29 protein-coding genes are annotated in these 19,628 nt (G+C 29.9%); 7 read left to right on the top strand and 22 right to left on the bottom strand.

Annotated features, from left to right (window positions below; all coding sequences use genetic code 11):
* Positions 1–242: 242 nt before the first annotated feature.
* From MOO46_RS07875 to MOO46_RS07850, 6 genes are all read right to left on the bottom strand, one after another.
* Positions 243–713 (bottom strand): hypothetical protein, encoded by a 471-nt coding sequence (locus MOO46_RS07875; protein WP_249511813.1) that lies wholly within the window; start codon positions 711–713, stop codon positions 243–245.
* Complete coding sequence (locus MOO46_RS07870) at positions 697–1,185, bottom strand: hypothetical protein (RefSeq protein WP_249511812.1); 489 nt, start codon at positions 1,183–1,185, stop codon at positions 697–699. Before MOO46_RS07870 ends, MOO46_RS07875 begins: the two co-directional genes overlap by 17 nt.
* 2 nt (positions 1,186–1,187) lie before the next feature.
* Positions 1,188–1,910 carry a putative HNHc nuclease gene (locus tag MOO46_RS07865; RefSeq protein ID WP_249511811.1) on the bottom strand — a complete coding sequence of 241 codons (723 nt, stop codon included), beginning with the start codon at positions 1,908–1,910 and terminating at the stop codon, positions 1,188–1,190.
* Positions 1,911–2,016: 106 nt separating this feature from the next.
* Positions 2,017–2,262 carry a hypothetical protein gene (locus MOO46_RS07860; protein ID WP_249511810.1) on the bottom strand — a complete coding sequence of 82 codons (246 nt, stop codon included), beginning with the start codon at positions 2,260–2,262 and terminating at the stop codon, positions 2,017–2,019.
* A 2-nt stretch (positions 2,263–2,264) separates the two neighbouring features.
* Positions 2,265–2,519 carry a hypothetical protein gene (locus MOO46_RS07855; RefSeq protein ID WP_249511809.1) on the bottom strand — a complete coding sequence of 85 codons (255 nt, stop codon included), beginning with the start codon at positions 2,517–2,519 and terminating at the stop codon, positions 2,265–2,267.
* The gene (locus MOO46_RS07850) at positions 2,506–2,865 is read right to left on the bottom strand and encodes a hypothetical protein (protein WP_249511808.1); all 360 of its coding nucleotides are present in this window, start codon (positions 2,863–2,865) and stop codon (positions 2,506–2,508) included. The genes MOO46_RS07855 and MOO46_RS07850 overlap by 14 nt, the downstream gene beginning before the upstream one ends.
* A 102-nt stretch (positions 2,866–2,967) precedes the next feature.
* Here MOO46_RS07850 and MOO46_RS07845 point away from each other — a divergent pair, with 102 nt between their 5' ends.
* Entirely contained in the window at positions 2,968–3,225 is a 258-nt protein-coding gene (locus MOO46_RS07845; RefSeq protein WP_249511807.1) for a hypothetical protein, read from the top strand.
* Positions 3,226–3,261: 36 nt separating this feature from the next.
* Positions 3,262–3,990, top strand: a complete 729-nt coding sequence (locus MOO46_RS07840) for a DUF4145 domain-containing protein (RefSeq protein WP_249511806.1) — start codon at positions 3,262–3,264, stop codon at positions 3,988–3,990.
* A gap of 26 nt (positions 3,991–4,016) precedes the next feature.
* Here MOO46_RS07840 and MOO46_RS07835 read toward each other — a convergent pair whose 3' ends face one another.
* The 4 genes from MOO46_RS07835 to MOO46_RS07820 are packed head-to-tail and all read right to left on the bottom strand — an operon-like array spanning position 4,017 to position 5,648.
* A complete protein-coding gene (locus MOO46_RS07835; protein ID WP_249511805.1) occupies positions 4,017–4,214 on the bottom strand; it encodes a hypothetical protein in 198 nt (65 codons plus the stop codon).
* A complete protein-coding gene (locus tag MOO46_RS07830; protein WP_249511804.1) occupies positions 4,207–5,118 on the bottom strand; it encodes a helix-turn-helix domain-containing protein in 912 nt (303 codons plus the stop codon). The genes MOO46_RS07835 and MOO46_RS07830 overlap by 8 nt, the downstream gene beginning before the upstream one ends.
* A 7-nt stretch (positions 5,119–5,125) precedes the next feature.
* Positions 5,126–5,356, bottom strand: coding sequence for a hypothetical protein (locus MOO46_RS07825; protein ID WP_249511803.1), 231 nt, complete (start codon positions 5,354–5,356; stop codon positions 5,126–5,128).
* A gap of 46 nt (positions 5,357–5,402) precedes the next feature.
* Positions 5,403–5,648: a helix-turn-helix transcriptional regulator gene (locus tag MOO46_RS07820; protein ID WP_249511802.1), complete on the bottom strand. Its 246-nt coding sequence runs from the start codon at positions 5,646–5,648 to the stop codon at positions 5,403–5,405.
* 135 nt (positions 5,649–5,783) lie between these two features.
* Between MOO46_RS07820 and MOO46_RS07815 the strand changes: the two genes are divergently transcribed.
* From MOO46_RS07815 to MOO46_RS07805, 3 genes are all read left to right on the top strand, one after another.
* Positions 5,784–6,149 carry a helix-turn-helix domain-containing protein gene (locus MOO46_RS07815; protein ID WP_249511801.1) on the top strand — a complete coding sequence of 122 codons (366 nt, stop codon included), beginning with the start codon at positions 5,784–5,786 and terminating at the stop codon, positions 6,147–6,149.
* A gap of 112 nt (positions 6,150–6,261) precedes the next feature.
* The gene (locus tag MOO46_RS07810; protein ID WP_249511800.1) at positions 6,262–7,527 is read left to right on the top strand and encodes an SAP domain-containing protein; all 1,266 of its coding nucleotides are present in this window, start codon (positions 6,262–6,264) and stop codon (positions 7,525–7,527) included.
* Between the two features lie 189 nt (positions 7,528–7,716).
* Positions 7,717–7,821 carry a putative holin-like toxin gene (locus tag MOO46_RS07805; RefSeq protein WP_249510918.1) on the top strand — a complete coding sequence of 35 codons (105 nt, stop codon included), beginning with the start codon at positions 7,717–7,719 and terminating at the stop codon, positions 7,819–7,821.
* A 272-nt stretch (positions 7,822–8,093) separates the two neighbouring features.
* Here the strand turns inward: MOO46_RS07805 and MOO46_RS07800 are convergent, their stop codons facing one another.
* The 3 genes from MOO46_RS07800 to MOO46_RS07790 form a co-directional block, all read right to left on the bottom strand.
* Positions 8,094–8,681 carry a DUF1643 domain-containing protein gene (locus tag MOO46_RS07800; protein ID WP_249511799.1) on the bottom strand — a complete coding sequence of 196 codons (588 nt, stop codon included), beginning with the start codon at positions 8,679–8,681 and terminating at the stop codon, positions 8,094–8,096.
* Between the two features lie 75 nt (positions 8,682–8,756).
* A complete protein-coding gene (locus MOO46_RS07795; protein WP_249511798.1) occupies positions 8,757–9,092 on the bottom strand; it encodes a hypothetical protein in 336 nt (111 codons plus the stop codon).
* Positions 9,093–9,096: 4 nt separating this feature from the next.
* Entirely contained in the window at positions 9,097–9,912 is an 816-nt protein-coding gene (locus MOO46_RS07790; protein WP_249511797.1) for a ParA family protein, read from the bottom strand.
* A gap of 428 nt (positions 9,913–10,340) precedes the next feature.
* On the opposite strand from MOO46_RS07790, the gene MOO46_RS07785 reads away from it, so the two are divergent.
* Together MOO46_RS07785 and MOO46_RS07780 are read left to right on the top strand one after the other, a co-directional pair.
* Positions 10,341–11,249 carry a MarR family transcriptional regulator gene (locus tag MOO46_RS07785; protein ID WP_249511796.1) on the top strand — a complete coding sequence of 303 codons (909 nt, stop codon included), beginning with the start codon at positions 10,341–10,343 and terminating at the stop codon, positions 11,247–11,249.
* Positions 11,250–11,264: 15 nt separating this feature from the next.
* Positions 11,265–12,911, top strand: coding sequence for an AbiH family protein (locus MOO46_RS07780; RefSeq protein ID WP_249511795.1), 1,647 nt, complete (start codon positions 11,265–11,267; stop codon positions 12,909–12,911).
* A gap of 48 nt (positions 12,912–12,959) precedes the next feature.
* On the opposite strand, the gene MOO46_RS07775 is transcribed toward MOO46_RS07780, so the two are convergent.
* The 9 genes from MOO46_RS07775 to MOO46_RS07735 all read right to left on the bottom strand — a co-directional run bounded on the left by MOO46_RS07775 (position 12,960) and on the right by MOO46_RS07735 (position 19,620).
* A complete protein-coding gene (locus MOO46_RS07775; RefSeq protein WP_249511794.1) occupies positions 12,960–13,751 on the bottom strand; it encodes a GH25 family lysozyme in 792 nt (263 codons plus the stop codon).
* Positions 13,751–14,233, bottom strand: coding sequence for a phage holin (locus MOO46_RS07770; protein ID WP_249511793.1), 483 nt, complete (start codon positions 14,231–14,233; stop codon positions 13,751–13,753). The genes MOO46_RS07775 and MOO46_RS07770 overlap by 1 nt, the downstream gene beginning before the upstream one ends.
* 18 nt (positions 14,234–14,251) lie before the next feature.
* Complete coding sequence (locus MOO46_RS07765; protein WP_260525486.1) at positions 14,252–14,620, bottom strand: phage holin family protein; 369 nt, start codon at positions 14,618–14,620, stop codon at positions 14,252–14,254.
* Between the two features lie 41 nt (positions 14,621–14,661).
* Positions 14,662–14,883, bottom strand: a complete 222-nt coding sequence (locus MOO46_RS07760) for an XkdX family protein (protein ID WP_249511792.1) — start codon at positions 14,881–14,883, stop codon at positions 14,662–14,664.
* The gene (locus MOO46_RS07755) at positions 14,864–15,343 is read right to left on the bottom strand and encodes a hypothetical protein (protein WP_249511791.1); all 480 of its coding nucleotides are present in this window, start codon (positions 15,341–15,343) and stop codon (positions 14,864–14,866) included. The genes MOO46_RS07760 and MOO46_RS07755 overlap by 20 nt, the downstream gene beginning before the upstream one ends.
* Positions 15,344–15,357: 14 nt before the next feature.
* The gene (locus MOO46_RS07750; protein WP_249511790.1) at positions 15,358–17,454 is read right to left on the bottom strand and encodes a fibronectin type III domain-containing protein; all 2,097 of its coding nucleotides are present in this window, start codon (positions 17,452–17,454) and stop codon (positions 15,358–15,360) included.
* Positions 17,438–18,076 carry a putative phage tail protein gene (locus tag MOO46_RS07745; RefSeq protein ID WP_249511789.1) on the bottom strand — a complete coding sequence of 213 codons (639 nt, stop codon included), beginning with the start codon at positions 18,074–18,076 and terminating at the stop codon, positions 17,438–17,440. Before MOO46_RS07745 ends, MOO46_RS07750 begins: the two co-directional genes overlap by 17 nt.
* On the bottom strand, positions 18,069–19,097 hold the full coding sequence (locus MOO46_RS07740; protein WP_249511788.1) for a baseplate J/gp47 family protein: 1,029 nt from the start codon (positions 19,095–19,097) through the stop codon (positions 18,069–18,071). The genes MOO46_RS07745 and MOO46_RS07740 overlap by 8 nt, the downstream gene beginning before the upstream one ends.
* Positions 19,098–19,203: 106 nt before the next feature.
* A complete protein-coding gene (locus MOO46_RS07735; protein ID WP_249511834.1) occupies positions 19,204–19,620 on the bottom strand; it encodes a DUF2634 domain-containing protein in 417 nt (138 codons plus the stop codon).
* Between the last annotated feature and the right edge of the window lie 8 nt (positions 19,621–19,628).

Raw genomic sequence — 19,628 nt, 5'->3', positions numbered from 1 at the left:
TTTTTGTATTTGCTTAATAAGTTAAAGTAACTATAGACTTTTAATGACAATAAAAAAGAGGGCTAGAATTGTCTAGTCCTCTTTAACCTCGTTCTGCAACACTTAAGTAGCAACAACAATGCCACATATTCAATAGTTCATAATTAACAGTCATCGCTAACTGCTAATTAACACCATACATAATATAACACATAAGTACCCCTTAATTTTGCACATTTTTTGCAAGATTATAAATTATCTTATTATAAAGCTGTCCTATCAGACTTTTCATTTAGAATAGCATCCCTTTCAATAACGTGATTCCATCCTAAATGGATCAATATATTTTCAAATAACTTGTTTCTTTCGTTATATAAAGTTCTGCTAGAGTAACCGTATTCAACTCCAATGGCACTTATAGATAATGTATTGTATTCATCAAAGTAATATCTTTCAACCACCTTAACAAATACAGGGTCACTTTTCTTTAACGCTTTACTAATAGCATTTCTTTGTTTCTTGAAACCTTCAATAACATCACACCCAGCAATATTAAAAACAATTCTTTCAGTAGGAGAGTCATTATTACTATGTCCTTGTCCTCCACCAACATTATCATCCCTATATGCTCTAAATGGATATTTAATTTCTTGTTCTTTTCTATGAATATATCTAGGTATTCTTGGATAATCTCTTAATAAGCCTTCTACGAAATTTCTAGTATCCTTTTGCATATTTAGCCCCCTGTTTTATTTTCCTAATTTGTTTTACTCTATATATCCTATAGCGACCATCTAATAATTTCTGATTATCTGCACTATAAATTAATTTACTGTATCCTATTGGAATTTTTAGTTTTTTAAACATTTTGGCAATAGATTTAATACTTCTAAATAATTTTTTCTCTTTAGTGTAAGTATCCTGTATCACTGTATATTTAATTAATAAATTATATTTCTTAATGTTTTGTCTCACACTTACAGCTTTCATACCTATTTTTGTAGCTATTTCTCTAGGCTCATAACCATAGTGTAGTAATTCTAGTATTTTAGATGCATTCTCGCTCAATTCATTAACTGGTTTATCAATGTGCTTGTACATCCCCACTATCTTTTTTAATCTAGGGTCATCATCATCAACATTGCTTATGCTTCCTTCTTGATGTTCCAATATATAAACAGCTTTTAATATTGGATTCATTTTCATAATTAATAACTCACCCCCTTACTTGTATATTCTATAGGTTCACCCATGTGGACTTCATACTTTTGATGTAATCTACCTAAGTGCAGTTTTCTGGATAAATCTTCATCAATGCGGACTCCTGTTAAGACATATTTATCTAAAAAGGTTCTTATTCCAATATTATGTTGCATAGAGTGATGCTTCCAGCAAAGTGGTAAAACCGTATAACCAATGTGTACCATCTTTTTCCTGTTAGCTCCCATCCCTATGGCGTGAACATGAGCGATTTGCATTTTCTGGCCACAAATACAACACTTCTGATTATTCAGACAATTTATCTCCCAGCCATAACTATCCTTTGCAATATCTAAGGCTTTACTGGCAAATTCTACATCCCACTCTAGACAAAAGTTTACTAAGTAGTCGATGAAATCATTTGCAGTTGTCATAGTACAGTTACTTAGGGAAAACATCTTTTGCTGCTTTTCTTGGCAGAACTCTTGTTTTAATAGACCCTTAATATGTTCTAGGTCATATTTCTTTGATTGAGCAATTGAGTTGAGTAATGCATAAACTTTTCGCTGCTGTTTATAACTGATCACTCGCTTATCATCAAAATCAATCTCTAAAAAATTATTAACGTTATGCTGAAACAGATTCTTTTCGCTAATACTTAAGTCGTCCATCCCTAGAACTAAGGTATTATCTTTGTCATTATATGCTTTAATCTGACCAAAGTATCTCATGATTCATCCCTCTGGTTAGATCTAACTTGTTTGAATATGTCTTTAACCGTTAGGTATGAAAAGATAATTAGCATTATAAATAATATCAACACAAATAAATCTTTCACTAACATCCCTCCTTACTATGTCTTAAAGCTGCGTTCCTTGCTTGGACTTGTTGTTTAACTTCACGCATAAACAATCTTAAAAATTTAAAGGCTTCCTTCTTACTCAAATCATGTAACTTAGGGATGCCTTGCTCTTTCATTAAGCGTTTACATAACAATCTAGGGTCTTTACCTAGTTGCTCCCTATAGGCTTTACCCCATAGACCAATTAAATTGATTGCTCCTTGATTGCTTTCACAATCCATAATTAAATCTGATCTAGCGGAGTTTTATTTTTTTCGATGTACTCAGAATAAGCAGCCATCTTAGGTTCAAATCCTCCACCATGTTGTTCAGTTTGCTGTCCATACTTTAAAAAGAATTTAGCTGCTTGTCTCTGATTGAACTCAAAAGCATCTCTTGGACTTTCATTGAAAAACATTTGGCCATGATATACATAAACAAACTGCTTAACATGTCGTTCATCAAAGCAATAAACAACGAATAAGTTATTTAATGACATATCTGCACTCTCCATTATCATTATTAATTTTTAGACTGTTACCGCTATTGTTAGCAGCATTAGCTATGACATATAGCCTAACTAAGTCTCCTTGAGTATGCTCGTTTTCTAAATGAATATCCTTAAGCAAGCCATATAGTTCTCCACATTCCCTAGGGTTAAAAAGAATTGATTCAGTATATGGATCTAAAAGCTCGTCTATGAGTTTATTAGATTTTGGGGGACGGATAGTTATAACTCGATTAAATTCATCAAAATACATATAATAATCAAACCTTATGGCTATTTTGACTCGTAATGTCGTAATATCTTCAATATGTGCATTTGCTGGTGTTTCTTTAGACATAGCAATCATCCCTTTCTATTAATTATTTATTTTATACGGTTTTGTTATAATTTAATTAGCTGACTCATTTGTCAGACTATGTGCAAAAAGGTGGTGAAAAAATTGGGATTAACTGAAGAACAAATGAAAAAAATATTAGTTTTTTTATACGAAAAAACTGTAAAAGGAAAATATGAAAACATCAATAACTCTGAAGAACTAGCTAAGTACATCGGAATTGATAATACTCTTACAATAAATGCATTTATGAAAAAACTATTTAAAAGAGGCTTAGCCAAACATCCTATGATTGGAAGCAACAAAGCTAACAATCTAAAACTAACTGATAAAGGAATAGAAACATTAAAATCAGAGTTGTAAATCGTTTACAATGTCTTTAAAAGAAGGTAAGAAAATTTGAATTTTGATGATAATGGAATGGTATGTCCATTTTGCGGACATACATTTGACTTAGTAAATAATACAGCAGGTGGAATTTATATCTTTTTCAAAAATGGCCAAATATATTACGAACCATTTAATATAAATCCTGGTAGTTTTAACTATAATCAAGTAATTCACAGTGAAAATTCTATTCTTGTTTTAATGGCTAGGTGTCCAAATCCAAAATGTAATAAAACAACAATTAAAATAAATCCAATCGGAACTCAATTTAAAGATGAAAAAGAACAAGTAGATGTATATCCAAATGGGCAGTTCAAAAATTACCCAGATTATGTTCCAGCATATATCCGCAAGGACTATAAAGAAGCATGTCTAATAGTTAATTTAAGCCCTAAATCATCTAGTACTTTATCTAGAAGAGTATTGGAAGAAATAATTTCAGATTTTTATGAAATCAAAAACGGTAAAAGATTGGTAGATAAAATAAGGATACTAGAAGATAAAAATATTGATCCAGATATCATTAAAGAATTTCATTGTCTAAGAAAAATCGGAAATATAGGTGCCCACTTAGATATGGGTACAAATGAAATTCCTAAAGAGGTTAATTCTACCGAAGCTGATGCATTAATAGAGGCTATAGAAGATATAATTGACAAAACTTATATCAACAGGCATAAAAGACAAAATACATTAAATAGATTGTCAGAAATTGCGGATAAATATAGCAAAAAATCCTAATGAAACGCTTAGCAATAATTTTATTGCTAAGTGTTTTTATTTCGACTATCTTTGAAAGCCTGTTGCATTCTTTTAGCATATTCTTCCTTGGACAATACATTTTCATTAAAATTTATGTTTTGAAATAAATCCTTAATTTCTTGAGTTTCGCATTCTACAGTTATTTTCATAGAAATATTCTCCTTTAATCTCTTTATATTTATACAGATTAAATACTTAGGCATCAGCATCTTTCCTCCAACTTCTAATTTTCTCCAACATATCAGATTGTTCTTGTTCTGACTGTTCTTGTTTCTTGCGATATTCAGGATCATGTTCCATTTTGTACTTATGCTCAGCCTTTTGTTTATCTCGCTCAGCTTTACGTTCTTCTGGAGTTTTAGTAGCCCATTCTGGTAACTTCTCTTTTTTAGGAGTATGACTATAATTAGACTTTTTAGGCTTCCTTTTAGCTTTACGTTGCTCAACGTATGCTTTAGCCTTTGAAACATCTGTAACTCCATGTTTAGACCAGTCGGATAATAAAGAACTCATGTAATTGTAACTACTGTTTTTAGTTGCATTAACTTCAGCAGTTTTAATTACTGCATAATCAAATAATTTTTGACCATGCTTTTCGATTAATTTAAGTAGTTTATTTTGAATCAATTTGTTAGGTTCATCCCAGACATCAAAATAGGATTTGAGTGATCCCTTATTATTATTACTTAATCTATTAAATAATCTATTACCCTCGCCATCTGTGTCTATACCCTCTAGACAATTTTTCGTGGGGGGTGGTGACATCTGTGTCATGGGGGTACCTACATCTTTAAACATACTTTTTGGCAAATTAATATATCTTTTGTCGACTTCTTTTGAACCTTTTTTATATATTAAATGAACTTCAAGTAATCCCTTTTGTTTCAATTTAGCTATTGATCTAGATACTGACCTTTCAGAAACTTCAACATTTTTAGCAATTGTTTGGTTATTCATATAGCAAACTCTATTGATATTAAGCATGGTATAAATTGTTCCAAAAACAATTTTATCTGTGGAAGTTAAGCCTTTACCCTTAATAAAATAAGGTATTTGGGTAAATAATTGTGGCGTATTGGCCATTGAATCTTGTAGCATTATTGCCATCCCTTCCTTAAGTTTTTAATTTAGTTTTGTCTAAAACGAGTGTTAGTATTTCATGTAGTAAATCCTGTCTTTTTCGATGAGGATTTACTATCTTGGTTGGAATAATGAATTCACTTACTCCGTAGCAGTTACAAAGACTTATTGTGACCTTTTCAATGAATTGCTTTTTGTTTCCTACATCTTCTACTTCTGCATCCCAGATAATTGTGGGATGCTTATTTTTTCTATAACTTGGCAAATTGCTAACTCCATTCTATTAATATCACAAATTGAGATATTAATACTTAAAAATTTTTATCAAAAAATAATGATTGTACAGACTTGTTTAAAACACTAGATAAAACTATCATTTCATAATCTTTGAAAGGATAAACACCTTTCTCTTTTAACTCATACTGTCTTCTGTCAACTCCTATATAATCAGCAAACGATTCTATAGTGAATTCATTTGCTAATCTTGCCTTTCTCAAATTCATTTTGGGAATCACTAAATTTTCTTTCAAACTTTTCTTATCTGTTTTTACTTTCATAACTATTCCTCCTCGTTTAAACAATTATCACATTATGAGATATTATTTTCAACTGTTTTATTTATTTTTGAGATATTTATTTATATATGAGATATTTATGTTAATATAATAAATATTAAGGAGGTGATAATTAATATGGATGTTAAAAATATATTAGGACCGATAATAAGAAAAATTAGATTAGAACATCACTTAACACAATCAGATTTAAGCAAAAGAACTGGATATAAACAAAACACAATATCCCAACATGAAAGTCAGAAAAGAGAATTATCTGAAACAGATTTAATAAATTACGCTAAAGCTTTTGATGTAAAACCGCAATATTTTTATGATAGATTAAATTTTAGTAAAGAAGAAATTTCTAAAATAATTTCAAAAAATAAAGAAGAGAAAAACATAGAAAAGAAAATAAATTCTTTAGTGAAAAAATTAAATAACAAAGATAAACTTGAAGTTTTGCAATTCATTGCATTCAAATTGGATAACAGAGAAAACTAAAAAAGCAGCTTATTGCTGCTTTTTTAGTTTTTCATATATAGATATATAAATTAATATTTAGTACAATAATTAATATGTTTTTAATTATTTAATTATACTAGGGAGATTTTAAATGCTGAATGATATATTTAACAAAAGAAATATAAATAAATTACGCAATATGTACATAAAATTAAAATCTAAGATTCAAGAAAATTTAGAATCTAAATTATCACAAAAAAATATAGATCAATTGACAGATAAAATTAATGACAAAGTTAATAATTTAAGCAATACTATTTCAAATAAAATAGATGACAACTCAAATAATATTAACACTAAAAAAGATAATGAATGGAAAGTAAAATTAGAAGTTGAAGATATTAGCTCAAAACCTCATATACATACTAATAAATCACATGAAAATAAACATAATAAATCAAAGACAACAGATCACTCAATAGGAAATAGTACTCCTAAAAATCAACTTTCATATGGTGAAATTGTTTTTCTAGACTGGTGTTCTAATCATACATATGAATATGTACCATCCTATTTTTTCTATGATTTTGATATGGACACGGATAAAGCATTAAACTTTTTAATCAAAGATGGTTTTTTAACAGAAGCTAGCAATGAATATAAAATTAAGTTTTTAAAGGTAAACGAACTAAAAGACATTTTAAGAGAAAATAAAATGAAAGTTTCTGGTAAAAAACAAGACCTAATAAAAAGAATAAAAGATAATTTAAATACAAATGATTATAGTGAAAAGTTGAATTTTATTTCCTACCAGCCTACAGAAAAAGGTCAACAAATATTAAAGGATAATGAAACATTGGTGTGGGCCAGAAAGAAACATTTTGGTTCAATAAAAGCTTCAGATACGATAAATAAAGATAAAGAGCAAGTATTGAATGACGTAAAACAAAAAATAAAAGATAAAATTACAAATAAAGAAATGCATGAATTGTATTATTATTTATTAGATGCATTTAAAATTGTAAATTCAAATAAAGATTATGAATATGCATTAGTTATACAAATTATGGCATCAATAATTTGTTTATCTGGATTAGCATGTCCAGCACACGATTTAGAAGATAAAGCTTACTATACTTTTTATGATTTTAGCTTTATAAAACCTCAAACCGATAAGTTTAGGACACTTAAGAGAAGAAATAAAATGTCTGACGAAGATATGATTAACATAGAATCTAAAGTATTTGATCAATTATTCAAACAAATAAATCAACCTGTATTATTCAACTCAAAAGAGGAATATCTTCAACTGATGCAATATTCTTGCTACGAAGATAATGATGATAAATTAAATAATTATATAAAAGAATTATTTAATAAGATGCCTGAAAAGTATAAGTACAAAAGCCCTTTTTAAAAAATAAATGAGGTGCTAAAAATTAGGCATCTCATTTTCTAGTAAACTTATATTAGATTTTAAAGTCGCTTAATTTCATGTATAATAATAATTTGTAAAGAAGTTAAGGCGGTGGCTACTCCAAAGGAAGTGGTGCGTATGGTTTTATAACTGTATTATTCATCTATCCTAAAGAAAGGAGCAGCCAAAGTGTCTGTTGCAGACGCTTTACAATTAATGTTAATGTTTGGCACCTTTATTGTTGCCCTCATTGCATTAGTTGTTGAGATTGTAAAAAACAATCAAAAAAAATAACCGCCTTAGCTGTGACGAGCTAGCGGTTAATTTTATCAATTAACTAAAAGTGGTCACCGTCTTAAACGGCTTTACTCGGAAGTCCTGTGTGCAGCAGGACTTCTTTTTTGTATTAATAGTATACAACACATTACCACATTTATCAATTAAACAAATTACTCTTATAATTACCGACAAATCAGCATTAATATTTTTATAAAATGGTTCTAACGGTTTGCAAGCATGGGTAAAATAAAAATTCAATCATTCTTGATCAACTTTAATATTCCACACTATTTTGTTAAGTAATATTTATCTTTATATTTATTATCATCATGGTCAATACTAACTGGTGTTTTTGATGAGGAAAGATTGCCAGTATCTCTTGATATGTGTTTTCCGTATATTTCTGTTAAGCCATAAGTGTATATATTATATTGTTCTTGTATTGGCTCTAATTTTTTTAAAACTGCTTGATACATATTTCTCATCTGATCTTGAACATCATTAGGACTATTCTGAATAATATTACCAGTAGCAAAAAATAAATCGTAATTTTTATCGGTCATTTTCTTACAAAGATAATGAATATTATATTGTTCTTCTTCATTATCTAGCATTAATAATTCGAATGGTTGAGGAGTGATTTTAGGAGAAACATTAAGTATTTCAACTTCTTTATACTCAGGTTCTTCACTTTTTAATTTATTGATAACAAGGTTAGTAGTAGGATCAGACAAAACTGTATTAGCATAGCTAGGATTCATCATTAAAACTCTAGCTTTTTTAGTACCACTCTGATTTAACTTAATAATCAAATTAAAACGCTCATCTGATGATACTTTATTTACTTTATAATTATCATATTGTTCAATTGACATTTTAAGCATCTCCTTATATATACATGTAGATTTGTATACGTGTATACATGTATTTTTGTAGATTAGTATACTAGTCTACTTTTTCTTTTTGTTTTCAATAATCTTTTTCATGGCTTTATACTCACCCTTTTGTTCTGCAGTAAGTTCATCTATTTTACTATAAAGCATCTCATCAATTAGATCATTCATACTTCCCAAAGCTAGAACATCAGATAATGCTTTTAATGAATTTGCAGTATCTAAGGAACAACGAATAGTAGTAGATTTTTCTTTACCTCTATTTTTTTCTAAATTTTTGACTTTATTGTTTGTAGGTAATTCTTCTCTTGAAAAAGTATTCTTAGGAAATGGGTTATTTTCTCTATGCTTTTTCATTTGTGCAGTTAATAATTCTTCTCCCTTAGTTGCCATTTATTTATTCAACCCTTTCAATGAATTCATCAGTTATTTTACTGTATAGAGCATTAACTCTTCTATCATGCATATCATTCTTTTGATTTTTGCAGTCTGGATCTGTAATTCCTATAATGTCGTATCTCTTTAATCTTTCCATATTCTTAACAATACTTTTGAACATGTTAGATGAATGAAATTCTTCTTTTGCTTGATTAAGAATCATTTTATCAACTTGAGAATTATTCTTTAGAAGAACTGGTAATATTCCAGCAATTCTGTATTCAGCATCATAGTTTGTTATTAATTCATTTAAATATTCAATAAATGCTTCACATCCAGCATAAGAACGTTCTTGTGTTTGTAAAACTAAGACAATGTTATCTGATGCCATTAAAGCAGAATCTGTATATAAGGATACTGTAGGAGGAGTATCAATAATAATATAGTCAAATTCATCTTCAAAAGGCTTTAATAACTTAGAAAAATGCATTGCTCTATCTTTTTGGCTATCTGGATAAGTTTTTTCTAAAAATAAAGGATAAGAAGTAAAATCAGCAAAACTAGGTAGTAAATACAAGTTATCTTTAATTTTAGTTATGATCGAAGAAATATCTCCATCACTAACCGCACTCATTAATGTAGTATCAAATTTAACTACTTCATTTGTTTGAGATTGCTTAGTATTTAAATAAAGAGAAGTAGCGTTAGCCTGTGGATCTAAATCTGCTACTAAAACTTTTTTACCTTTCTTAGATAGTTGGTAAGCTATCATACAACTATTAGTGGTTTTACCTGTTCCACCTTTAAAATTACCAAAAGTAACTATTTTTGCCATAAAATTATCCACCTTTTTAATTGATTAATTCAATTATATATCTTTTGAAAAATGTATACAAGTATATTTGTATACATGTATCTTTGTATTCGTGTCTACTTGTATACATTTAGAGAGATTTCATAGGCTTAATAATGTTGAATTAGTAGCAATAAGAAAATAACAAATAAATATGTATACATGCATCCTTGTAGATTTGCATACATGTATCCTTGTAGATTTGTATACATGTATACAAATAAAAATAAAGTTTGACATATACTTAACCAGCAGTATATTATTATAGGCATAAACAAAAAGAAGCTATCCATTGGAGTGGATAACTTCTAAATAAAAATATTTACAATGCACAAAAGGCACTGATATGTTTTCAACTCATATACATATTATAGCATGTGAATTGTGAATATCAAATAGGAGATATTACAATGAACAGTCAATTTATTAAGAACTATACAGAATTTGAAAAAGCTGGATTTAGACCTACAGAAGTTTCAATCTTATCTCATCTATACGATTATGGGAATTTAAGTGTTAAAAATGGTTGGATAGAAGACGGAGTAGTTTTCGTGAAATATTTACGTTCATCTCTAGCATCTAAAATTAATGTTTCAGTAGATACAATAACTAGATCTTTAAAAGTAATCGAAGATAGAGGCTGGATAAAAGTTAAGAGACAAAAAAACGCAGCAAGCATTTATTATTTGCCAAAATACAACGATGTAAATTCAGGCCTTGATACGCAAAATGCAAGTACGGAAAACGCAAATTGCAATATGAACCAAACTAAATTTAAACAATCATATACAAATGAAACAAATGTAACATGTAAATCATCAAAAAATGAGCAAATTGCTATGTCAAAAACTGAAGTGGGTACTGAAGAAAATAAAACTATTCATGTATCTGGTTTAGATAGAATGCAAAATCTTGTAAATTCATTAAAGCAAAAAGCATGTTTTGGCCACGATTTAATTAACATCTTGGTTAAGTATTCTGAGAATACAGGTGTGCTTTATAATTATGCAAAATTGATTTTTAAAGCTAAAAAAACAGTCATAGCTAAATTAGTAAAAAATGGTAAACCAGAGGCTAAAGAAGCCCTTAGATTTGAAAATAACATTAGTTTAATGCCAGAACTAACTGAATTTATGAAATCATTAATTATTAAAACTAGATGCACTAAGTATATTAAAAATGTTGCTGGTTATATCACTAAATCATTGCATGAATTCTTTACAGATGCAGTAGGTGGATATATGAGTATTGAAAGACAAGCTGAACTATATAAAAACACTAGAGGATTTAATATCCCTATAATCAAGTTAGATAAGTAATAGGAGAATAAATATATGAAAAAAGAAAATGTTGAAACATTATTAGTAATAGGTAATGGAGCAGACTTATATTGTGGATTAAAATCTTCATTTGAAGATTACCTAAATAAGAAAGAAGATTATAAAAAACAACTTGTTAAATTTATTGAATTTTATAAAGAAAATATTATTGAAAAAGTGGGTAGTTACGATATGTATGATAATAATGAATCTTCTGTTTACTTAGATCATTACAGATATATATACCCAGTGTTTATTGATAAAATTGATAATGAAATTATGAGTAACAATTATGATTTTAAGATTAAGCTAACAGAATTAGGAAAAAAATCTGTAATAAATGATAAAAGTATTTTTGGTAATAATTCTTTTGATTTAGATAATTTAAATTTTTGGGACATATTACTAATAAATGGTTTAAAAAAAGAAAATCCAAATTGGTATGATGTTGAATTAACTATTAAAAAATTCTTAGTTCCACAAAAAGAAGAAAAAGAATCTGCAGCAATGTTATTTGATTCTTTAATGAAAAAAGTAAAAATAGACAAAGAAAAAATAGTATTTAAAAGACCATTCCCAGATGAAACTGTAAATGAATTAAGGGATTTAGATCCTAAATATATAGGGAATTATTTTGATAACCATGATTTATTAGTAATATTTGTAATAGCAATGAGATATTTTGGACTAGAAAGTTATGATAATATTTATGATTTTCTTTTTGAAGAATTGAATAAGTTTGAAAACTCTTTTGAAAAATATATAATCAAAGCGGTTGATAAAAGAAATAAAGAAGATCCTATTGATGATATTTTTGGCAAAAGACTATATGATAGATTAAATTACAATCTATTTTCTATGTTATCTTGCGGAGATAATGTAAATGTTTTAGATTTTAATTATACTAAGCCATCAATTAGCGATTTTAAAAATAAAGATGTTACTATGGAAATTCCTCTAGAAAAAGACAAAGACAAAGACAAAGATAAAGATAAAGTAATAGCTAAAGATAAATTCAAAAGATTTTCATCAATGAAGCCTTTCAACATCATACACACAAGAAACATTCATGGAAATATTAAAAGCAAATCTAGATATATGAAAAGCTCTATTATTCTAGGAATAGATGCCAATTATTATAATGAAATTTCTAAAGAAGGTTTGAAAATTTTCAATGAAAATATAACCTTAAAAGAGAATATAGATGAATTCACAAAAGCCAGAAGAATAATGGATTTTAGTGGTATAGATAGTAAAAATGAATATAATACGATTTTGGACGAAGAAATAAAAAAAATTAGATTCTTTGGTCATTCTTTAGGAAGTGCTGATTATTCATATTTCCAAGCTATATTTGATTATTATGACATATATAATAACCCTATTTCTTTAGAATTTGTTTATTCTATTCATTATGATGAATTTGACGTACAACTTATGGATAGTAAAGATTATGTAAGGCTTAACGCTAAACAAATAAAAAAGCAAAATGACAAAATTTTCAAAATGATTAATGATTATGGAAAAACATTAGATAATATTAATCATGGTAATAATTTATTACAAAAGATGATAACAGAAGGTAGATTAAGAGTTATAAATATAGATGATTTAATACCTACTTATAATGCTGATGAGTTTATTAAAAAATATAGAAAATAAAAAGAGGCCATCCCTAAATGAATAGGAATGGCCTCTTTTGCTTGTCTATTAAATTAATTTAACCCACTTGGTGTTACCACTAATGTAACCTAACTTGGTCTTAACTCTGGTTGCTTTTCCATATGGTACTACTGATCCATATACTTGTGAGTTTTTACCAAAGTAAACTGTTCGATGGTGTTTGAGAGCCACATCTCGACTTACTGCTAAACCACCATCAGCAATCACTTTAAAGAGTTTTCCTTTCTTAGTGGTTTTAACATAAGTATCTGGAGCTAGAGTGGTATCTTTGGAATAATCATAACTTAAATCTAAGCCACCGCTTGAAGTCTGAGCAGATTGTGTATATTGCCATACATCAAAGTAGCAATTAGGTTTATGACTATAACTAGCCACCCAAATTTTAGGGTGGTGGTGTAATAATTTATAGTTATTATTTAAACCAAAGGTTTCACTATAATATACTGCTAAATTATGGAATCCAGCGTTGTATAAAATATCTAGAAATGTATTAATTTGAGCGACTACATTACCACTTAAATTGCCTTCAACATCCAACATTAATTCGGTATCTTTATCTAGCTTATGTTGATTAACACGTGCTAAGAAGTGTTTAGCTTCTGGGACGGGATCGCCTAAATAAAAATGATATGCTCCCACTTGCCCCAATACTTTCCATGAATTATATATTTGGCCAACGCTATTGCGATTATCAAAATAGGGGTTATCTCCATATGATAATTGCACGCTGGTAAAGGTAACTCCGTGGTTACGTTTGAGTTCTTTAATATATCCTTCCGTACTACCTTGATAAACTGCTAAATCGGCTCTAATTTTCATTATTTAACATCTCCCGGTTTAAGTGGTTCATGTTGGCCACCATTATTATCTGGATTCATAAAATCAGCATTATTATTTTCTGATGCTTTTTGTTCCACTGGTTTAGTGCCATCGGGTACAGGTAAGCCTTGCTTAACTCTTAAATTATTAAGGGCTTGTTCTACCATGCCGTCCATAGTGGCAGGAGTAACATTTAAACCATGATTATTGGCAACCTCGGTTAAATGGCCAATCGCCTTAGCTTTTTTATCTTGGCCACCCGCTTGGAATTTATCTAAATAAGTTACATATGATCCAGCGGCGTTGGATAAAAAGTTAAGTCCCTCGCTGGCCATTTCTAGTTCATGCTTTTGTTTTAGATTTTCGGTTGAATCAGCTTTCGCTTTTAGATAGCGACTGGCCAATCTCGCTAAAAATCCTAAAATCACTAAAAGTCCTGCTACTCCTACGGTGGTAATAATATCAATTAACATATCTTGCATAATATTTCTCCTTAAAATTTATTTACTTGGTTTAGAATCATCAAAGAACTTGTCTAATATATCCTGTAATTTTCCGGTAAAGATGCCCATTTGGTGCATATTTTCTAAGATAGAAAGGGCTTCATAACCGACTAAGGCCACGGCAAACATATCAGAAACATCAAAACCTACGTTGATTTTCATGTAGTTTACCAACATATCATCTAGGCCATTGGCTACAATGATGCCAGTTATACTGAGCAATTTTATATAGATACCTTTTAGATAAGTTCTAGATCTAAGGTGGGACTTCATGGCACTGCGTACAGTTCCTAAAAATGTATCTAGCATAACCATGACTAAGTACCAGCGGACAATGTGCAGTCCGTTATCATCAAAAAGGTACATCAACATTCCGTGAATAATGTGCATAAAAATAGGACATCAGCTTAATTAGCTGGTGTCCCTGTTCCACCCCCGTTTTCTGCGGGGGTTTCTTTATTATTTTGTCCATTTGTTTGGTCGTCATAATCAACGCCACAAATTTCTTTAAAATCATCTTTATTAATACATTGCCCTTTTACAAACATTCTTAGTTGGTCATAGTTATCATTAAACCAACCCCAGTTCCATTCGTTTTTAATATCTTGTTTACTTGGATAGTTGTTCATTATTTTTTCCTCCATTATTCATATTTGATAGTTGAGCTTTAATAATCATTTGTTGCATATTTTTAATTTCAGTTTTGGCATTCATTAGCTCCTGTTGTGATTTAATTAATGCTTGTTGTAATTGACTATCTTGTTTTGAAAATTGCATATTGGCAGTATTGTTGGATAACTGTGATTTAATAAAAGATTGTTGCATATTGCTAATATCAATAATCTGCTTGGTAATATTGTCATACTTAATTGGTTTATTATCATCAATAACTGATTTTGTCTTAGGCATACGATCATCAGTTATTCCGTGCGATTTATAATTTTTAATATCATCATCGGTTAAATCTACATCTTTATAGTGGATAATTTTCCATCCATAAAAAATGTCTTGACCATATTCGATTGGATCAAGACGTATGCACATAGCTGTATCATCAATAGTCTCTGGAACTGTTGCATAAATTTCCATAATATATCACTCCTTTACATATCAGCTTTAACTACATATATTGTGTCAGAAACACTCATATAATATTGATCAAATGCAAAATATCCTTTGCCTATGCCAGCATTCCAAGATAAAGTTGAAGTATGACTAGTGGACAAATATCCTAAACTAGAATTACCAGAAGGAAAATAAGATGAGTCTAAATTGATTTCTGGATGATTTGCATCATATCCTATTCCAGCGATTGGCTTACCATTAACAGGGACTCTACTACAGTTAACTTCTACATATTGATTAATAGATGGATTATCTTTGTATGAAATAAAGGTATCGTTTTTCATAACTATTCCATCAATAAAGAGCCTTTCTGATGTTATATCAACACCGAAAGGATTAATTACATTCAGATTTCCAGTAAATATTAGTGTTAAAACAGTTAATACATCTATCGTTGGCATATCTAAAAGTTGTAATCGTCCGTTATCTTTTTCATTACTAAAAATACTTCCATGACTTTTACATATATCGACATAGGGCAATTCTTTATTATTTTTAAAGCTCCAAAAGCATTTTGGAAGATACCAACTTTCATCATGTTTCATCATACTTATCTCCCATTTATATGGAATATCAGAATTAGTTGATAAGACTTTATTTATATAGAATTTGGGAATTCTGACATAATCATTTTCAAAATGTCTTACTGTAGTTAAATCTTGAAAAATAGCAGCATTATTCACATTACTACTACCAATTCTATCCAAGTTATAGTTATTGCGGTCTCTATTCCATGTAACTCCATAAACATTATTATCTACAAAGTTTAATATAGAAATATCGCTCTCCACACTTAATCCTCCAGCATTGCCTGCTTTAGCCTTAAATAAGTAATTACAATTATTTTCTAAATTACTAATTAAGCCACTTGAATTAGGATGGTCAATAAATTGCCAATATGAATCGTTATCTTTTTTATAAAAAAGTTGATAATACTGTACATCTGCACCACCATTGTTGCCTACATTGATGGAGTAGCTTACTTTTGGATATTCATTGTTAACCTGTATAGTTACATCTTTAGGAGCAACTGCTGTTAAAACTGTTACTGTATCGCTCCCTACACCAGAACCTGCGTAGTTGATAGCAACTGCTTTGAGTTGGTAAATAGATCCCTTTTCAAGATTGCTTAAAGTGCCATTTAATTGTTCAGCATCAACGTTAATAATATTCCAGTCATTGTCTTTTTTCTTTTTATAACTAATTTGGTATTTAGTAATTGAAGCTCCACCATCAATCTTAGGTGGCGTAATTTTATAATCAAGGTTGCCAGTATCACTATTAATTGAAGCTGATAATTTAGGAGCATTAGGAGCAGTAGCGACTAAAACTGGTTTACCATCAACATAAAGTCTATCAGTCTTTGTAAATCCTAATTGGTCTAATTTAGAACTTACACCATTAACTGATTTAGTAGTGGCGTAATCTTTTGCATCTAACTGTTCACTAGTTACATAATTACCCTTATCTTGTTTACCATTCAGTAAATTATTCATGTTAAGTGTATTGGTGTAATTTTTTAATTGGCTATCTGTATATTCATTAGCTTTAGTGGTTGCTGAGGATAAATCAATTTTAGCTAATGCTTTTTGCACATAACCAATACTGGCAGTCCCAGCATCTGATAAGTCTACGTCCATATGCTTATTATCGCCGGACACAATCACAACATCTAAACCTAAACCATCAAATTTATTGGTTGTCCATTCTGGGACAATTACGGGCGTCTCCGATACAGTAACTGAATGTAGAAATTCTTTACCCTCATCAGTTTTTCCATAGATACCTACAGCTTTAATTGTGTAGCCTTTTTCATAGTTTTTGTTATTAAACAGCGTTGAAATGGTACTCAATGAGTTATCATCTTTAGAATCATCACGATCCACAATTTCTCCACTATCGATTTCATTAGGTAGTGAAGTTAAGTTTTTTAACTCATCATCAGTATATTGTGTTAAATCCATATCAGTAGATGCTGCTCTTGTAATTTCATACTTTAAAAGTCCCACAGCGGCTTTATTGGCTACTTGAAAGCCAGCAGTAGTTAAAGCAGTATTTCTAAATAGTTTTACCATTGCTTATCTCCTTTCGTGAATCGGTGTGAGCATAAAGTTTCAATTTATTAGCTACACCTACATAATTTTCAAATTTACTTTTAACTACAAAAGGCTCGTGCTTATAATCAGCATGAGCCTTTATTTTAGTTGAATTAGCAATTCCTAAATAATGATTTAAAGTAGTTTTTGTATAAATGTAAGCATAAATTTCTTTAGCTAAGTCAGCAGGGAGATAAGTTTGAATGAGTTGATTTAAACGGTTAATTTGTTCTGCATTCATATTAGCCTTATCCACAACTGCTTTATAACTTTGCTTAACTGCATTTACAGTCATAGTAGCTTTTAATCCTATAATCTTTAATAGATTTTTAAAATATGGAAAAGTTATTGGTTGTGGTGGCAATAATCTAGTTAGAATTTGGTACCGTCTATCTTCTAATGACTTAGTAGTATCAGTAGTAATATTGTATTCATTTTCAAAAACTTCGATACCTTGCTCATCAGCTTTGCTAACAAATAAATTAATTAACTGGCGGGTTAAATAATCATCAAATTTATTAAATTCTCTATCTTCTATTTTTGCCAGTTCTTCAAATTCATAAACACCAGTATAATAATCTGGTTGCAAATTGCTAATCATCAATCATCACATCCTTTAAATTAGGTAATTGTGAAGTTTCGTTATTGAAAACTAAATCAATATCTGAGTCAGCATTATTTACTTTAGGCATTTCAGCATTTACAACGTGTTCTAGTTGTAAGACAATGGCCATTATTTGTGATCTGTAAATGGTCATTTCATATTTAAAATTATTATCTTTATCCCATTTCTTTCTTAGATCATTAAAATAATTTTGGATTGCACTTTTAATTTCATTATTTAAGATATCAAGACCAATCTTGCCATCAGTAGTAACTTTGACATTTACATTTACATCAAAAAGTTCTGGGGTAGTTACAGTTACTTGATGGCCAATCGGAGCTAATCCATAGCCCAAACCACTATCGGTTACAGGGTCGACTGTTACTTTAACTTCATTCAAAAGAGTAGAAGTAGCAGGATTTAGGTTGTTGTCTAAGATAACTAACTTAACAGTCCCGCCCCCTTGCCATGCGGGATAAATCTGAACTGCTCCAACATCCTTAATGTTATCTAACATCGCTTTATAGTCGTTAACATTACCACCATAGTTAATGTACTGGTTAGGGCTTAGCAAACGACTTCTAAGGCTCTCATCAGATTCTTCATCTTTGGCTGGAACTGATATTTCAGTAATTTCTGCCCAATTGATACTGTCATTGGGTGTAGCTGGTTGAATTTGGCCAATATATGAGTTAGCAGTCGAACCAACAGACTCACTTTGTAAAAGAACACTACTATCAGAATTAATAGCAATAACTGTATAAAAAATAGGCTCATCCCCGATTGAGGCGAACCTATCACCAATATCTATGTTGGTTACGGCGTTATTGTTTTCGTCTAAGACTTTGGCAGTGACTTTAGCATAAGTGGATACATCCCGCTCAGTACCTTTATCTTGAGCAAACCAGTCCAAAAACTCACTGTTAGCAGTAGCAATATGCGACTGCTTAACTAAATTGGCCATATCGACTTGTTGCTCGGCTAATTTGTGAGCGGCAGGAGCTAATGCATCATACATAACTGAACCTTGTCGGGTGTCAATGTCTTCAGGAACTTCTTTTAGTAAATCATTGATAAAATAATCAAAATCTTTGCTTAATAAGTCATTAATTAAATCTTGTGGATTAATCTGATTTCACCTCTCCTTCAATGTCAATCTTTCCAAAGATAGTTTCTGCACTACCCGTGACTAAAATACTATCGGTCATGTCAATGACTTCATCAATCGTAACGGAGCTAATGCGGTCATCAGCAGTTAAAGCCTCTTCAATTACTCGCTCAATATCAGTGTGAATATAATCTGCATCTTTTCCAATTAAATCCATTGCATCACTACCATAATTTTCATCGTAGATAGGAAAGACGAATCTCTCAGTAGTAAGAACTTTATTGATAGCTTGCTGCATAGCTTCACGACCATCAATCAATCTGATGACTCGTCCATTTTCGACTGCAAAAGTTTTACTAGGTAGAGTGACTTCTTCCATATCGTTATCTAGGACTTCATCATCTGCATCATCTTGTAAATCTTCATCTGCCATATTGAACA

This window comes from Apilactobacillus apisilvae (assembly GCF_023380225.1).
Classification (GTDB): Bacteria; Bacillota; Bacilli; order Lactobacillales; family Lactobacillaceae; genus Apilactobacillus; species Apilactobacillus apisilvae.
The sequence above is the reverse complement of the archived record's forward strand: the minus strand, read 5'-3'. Positions and strand labels throughout refer to the sequence as shown.

Coding starts and splice junctions, on each gene's coding strand:
- MOO46_RS07875 (WP_249511813.1), bottom strand. CDS start 713: ATGCAAAAGGATACTAGAAATTTCGTAGAAGGCTTATTAAGAGATTAT.
- MOO46_RS07870 (WP_249511812.1), bottom strand. CDS start 1,185: ATGAAAATGAATCCAATATTAAAAGCTGTTTATATATTGGAACATCAA.
- MOO46_RS07865 (WP_249511811.1), bottom strand. CDS start 1,910: ATGAGATACTTTGGTCAGATTAAAGCATATAATGACAAAGATAATACC.
- MOO46_RS07860 (WP_249511810.1), bottom strand. CDS start 2,262: ATGGATTGTGAAAGCAATCAAGGAGCAATCAATTTAATTGGTCTATGG.
- MOO46_RS07855 (WP_249511809.1), bottom strand. CDS start 2,519: ATGTCATTAAATAACTTATTCGTTGTTTATTGCTTTGATGAACGACAT.
- MOO46_RS07850 (WP_249511808.1), bottom strand. CDS start 2,865: ATGTCTAAAGAAACACCAGCAAATGCACATATTGAAGATATTACGACA.
- MOO46_RS07835 (WP_249511805.1), bottom strand. CDS start 4,214: ATGCCTAAGTATTTAATCTGTATAAATATAAAGAGATTAAAGGAGAAT.
- MOO46_RS07830 (WP_249511804.1), bottom strand. CDS start 5,118: ATGGCAATAATGCTACAAGATTCAATGGCCAATACGCCACAATTATTT.
- MOO46_RS07820 (WP_249511802.1), bottom strand. CDS start 5,648: ATGAAAGTAAAAACAGATAAGAAAAGTTTGAAAGAAAATTTAGTGATT.
- MOO46_RS07815 (WP_249511801.1), top strand. CDS start 5,784: ATGGATGTTAAAAATATATTAGGACCGATAATAAGAAAAATTAGATTA.
- MOO46_RS07810 (WP_249511800.1), top strand. CDS start 6,262: ATGCTGAATGATATATTTAACAAAAGAAATATAAATAAATTACGCAAT.
- MOO46_RS07800 (WP_249511799.1), bottom strand. CDS start 8,681: ATGTCAATTGAACAATATGATAATTATAAAGTAAATAAAGTATCATCA.
- MOO46_RS07795 (WP_249511798.1), bottom strand. CDS start 9,092: ATGGCAACTAAGGGAGAAGAATTATTAACTGCACAAATGAAAAAGCAT.
- MOO46_RS07790 (WP_249511797.1), bottom strand. CDS start 9,912: ATGGCAAAAATAGTTACTTTTGGTAATTTTAAAGGTGGAACAGGTAAA.
- MOO46_RS07785 (WP_249511796.1), top strand. CDS start 10,341: ATGAACAGTCAATTTATTAAGAACTATACAGAATTTGAAAAAGCTGGA.
- MOO46_RS07780 (WP_249511795.1), top strand. CDS start 11,265: ATGAAAAAAGAAAATGTTGAAACATTATTAGTAATAGGTAATGGAGCA.
- MOO46_RS07775 (WP_249511794.1), bottom strand. CDS start 13,751: ATGAAAATTAGAGCCGATTTAGCAGTTTATCAAGGTAGTACGGAAGGA.
- MOO46_RS07770 (WP_249511793.1), bottom strand. CDS start 14,233: ATGCAAGATATGTTAATTGATATTATTACCACCGTAGGAGTAGCAGGA.
- MOO46_RS07765 (WP_260525486.1), bottom strand. CDS start 14,620: ATGTACCTTTTTGATGATAACGGACTGCACATTGTCCGCTGGTACTTA.
- MOO46_RS07760 (WP_249511792.1), bottom strand. CDS start 14,883: ATGAACAACTATCCAAGTAAACAAGATATTAAAAACGAATGGAACTGG.
- MOO46_RS07755 (WP_249511791.1), bottom strand. CDS start 15,343: ATGGAAATTTATGCAACAGTTCCAGAGACTATTGATGATACAGCTATG.
- MOO46_RS07750 (WP_249511790.1), bottom strand. CDS start 17,454: ATGGTAAAACTATTTAGAAATACTGCTTTAACTACTGCTGGCTTTCAA.
- MOO46_RS07745 (WP_249511789.1), bottom strand. CDS start 18,076: ATGATTAGCAATTTGCAACCAGATTATTATACTGGTGTTTATGAATTT.
- MOO46_RS07740 (WP_249511788.1), bottom strand. CDS start 19,097: ATGTATGATGCATTAGCTCCTGCCGCTCACAAATTAGCCGAGCAACAA.
- MOO46_RS07735 (WP_249511834.1), bottom strand. CDS start 19,620: ATGGCAGATGAAGATTTACAAGATGATGCAGATGATGAAGTCCTAGAT.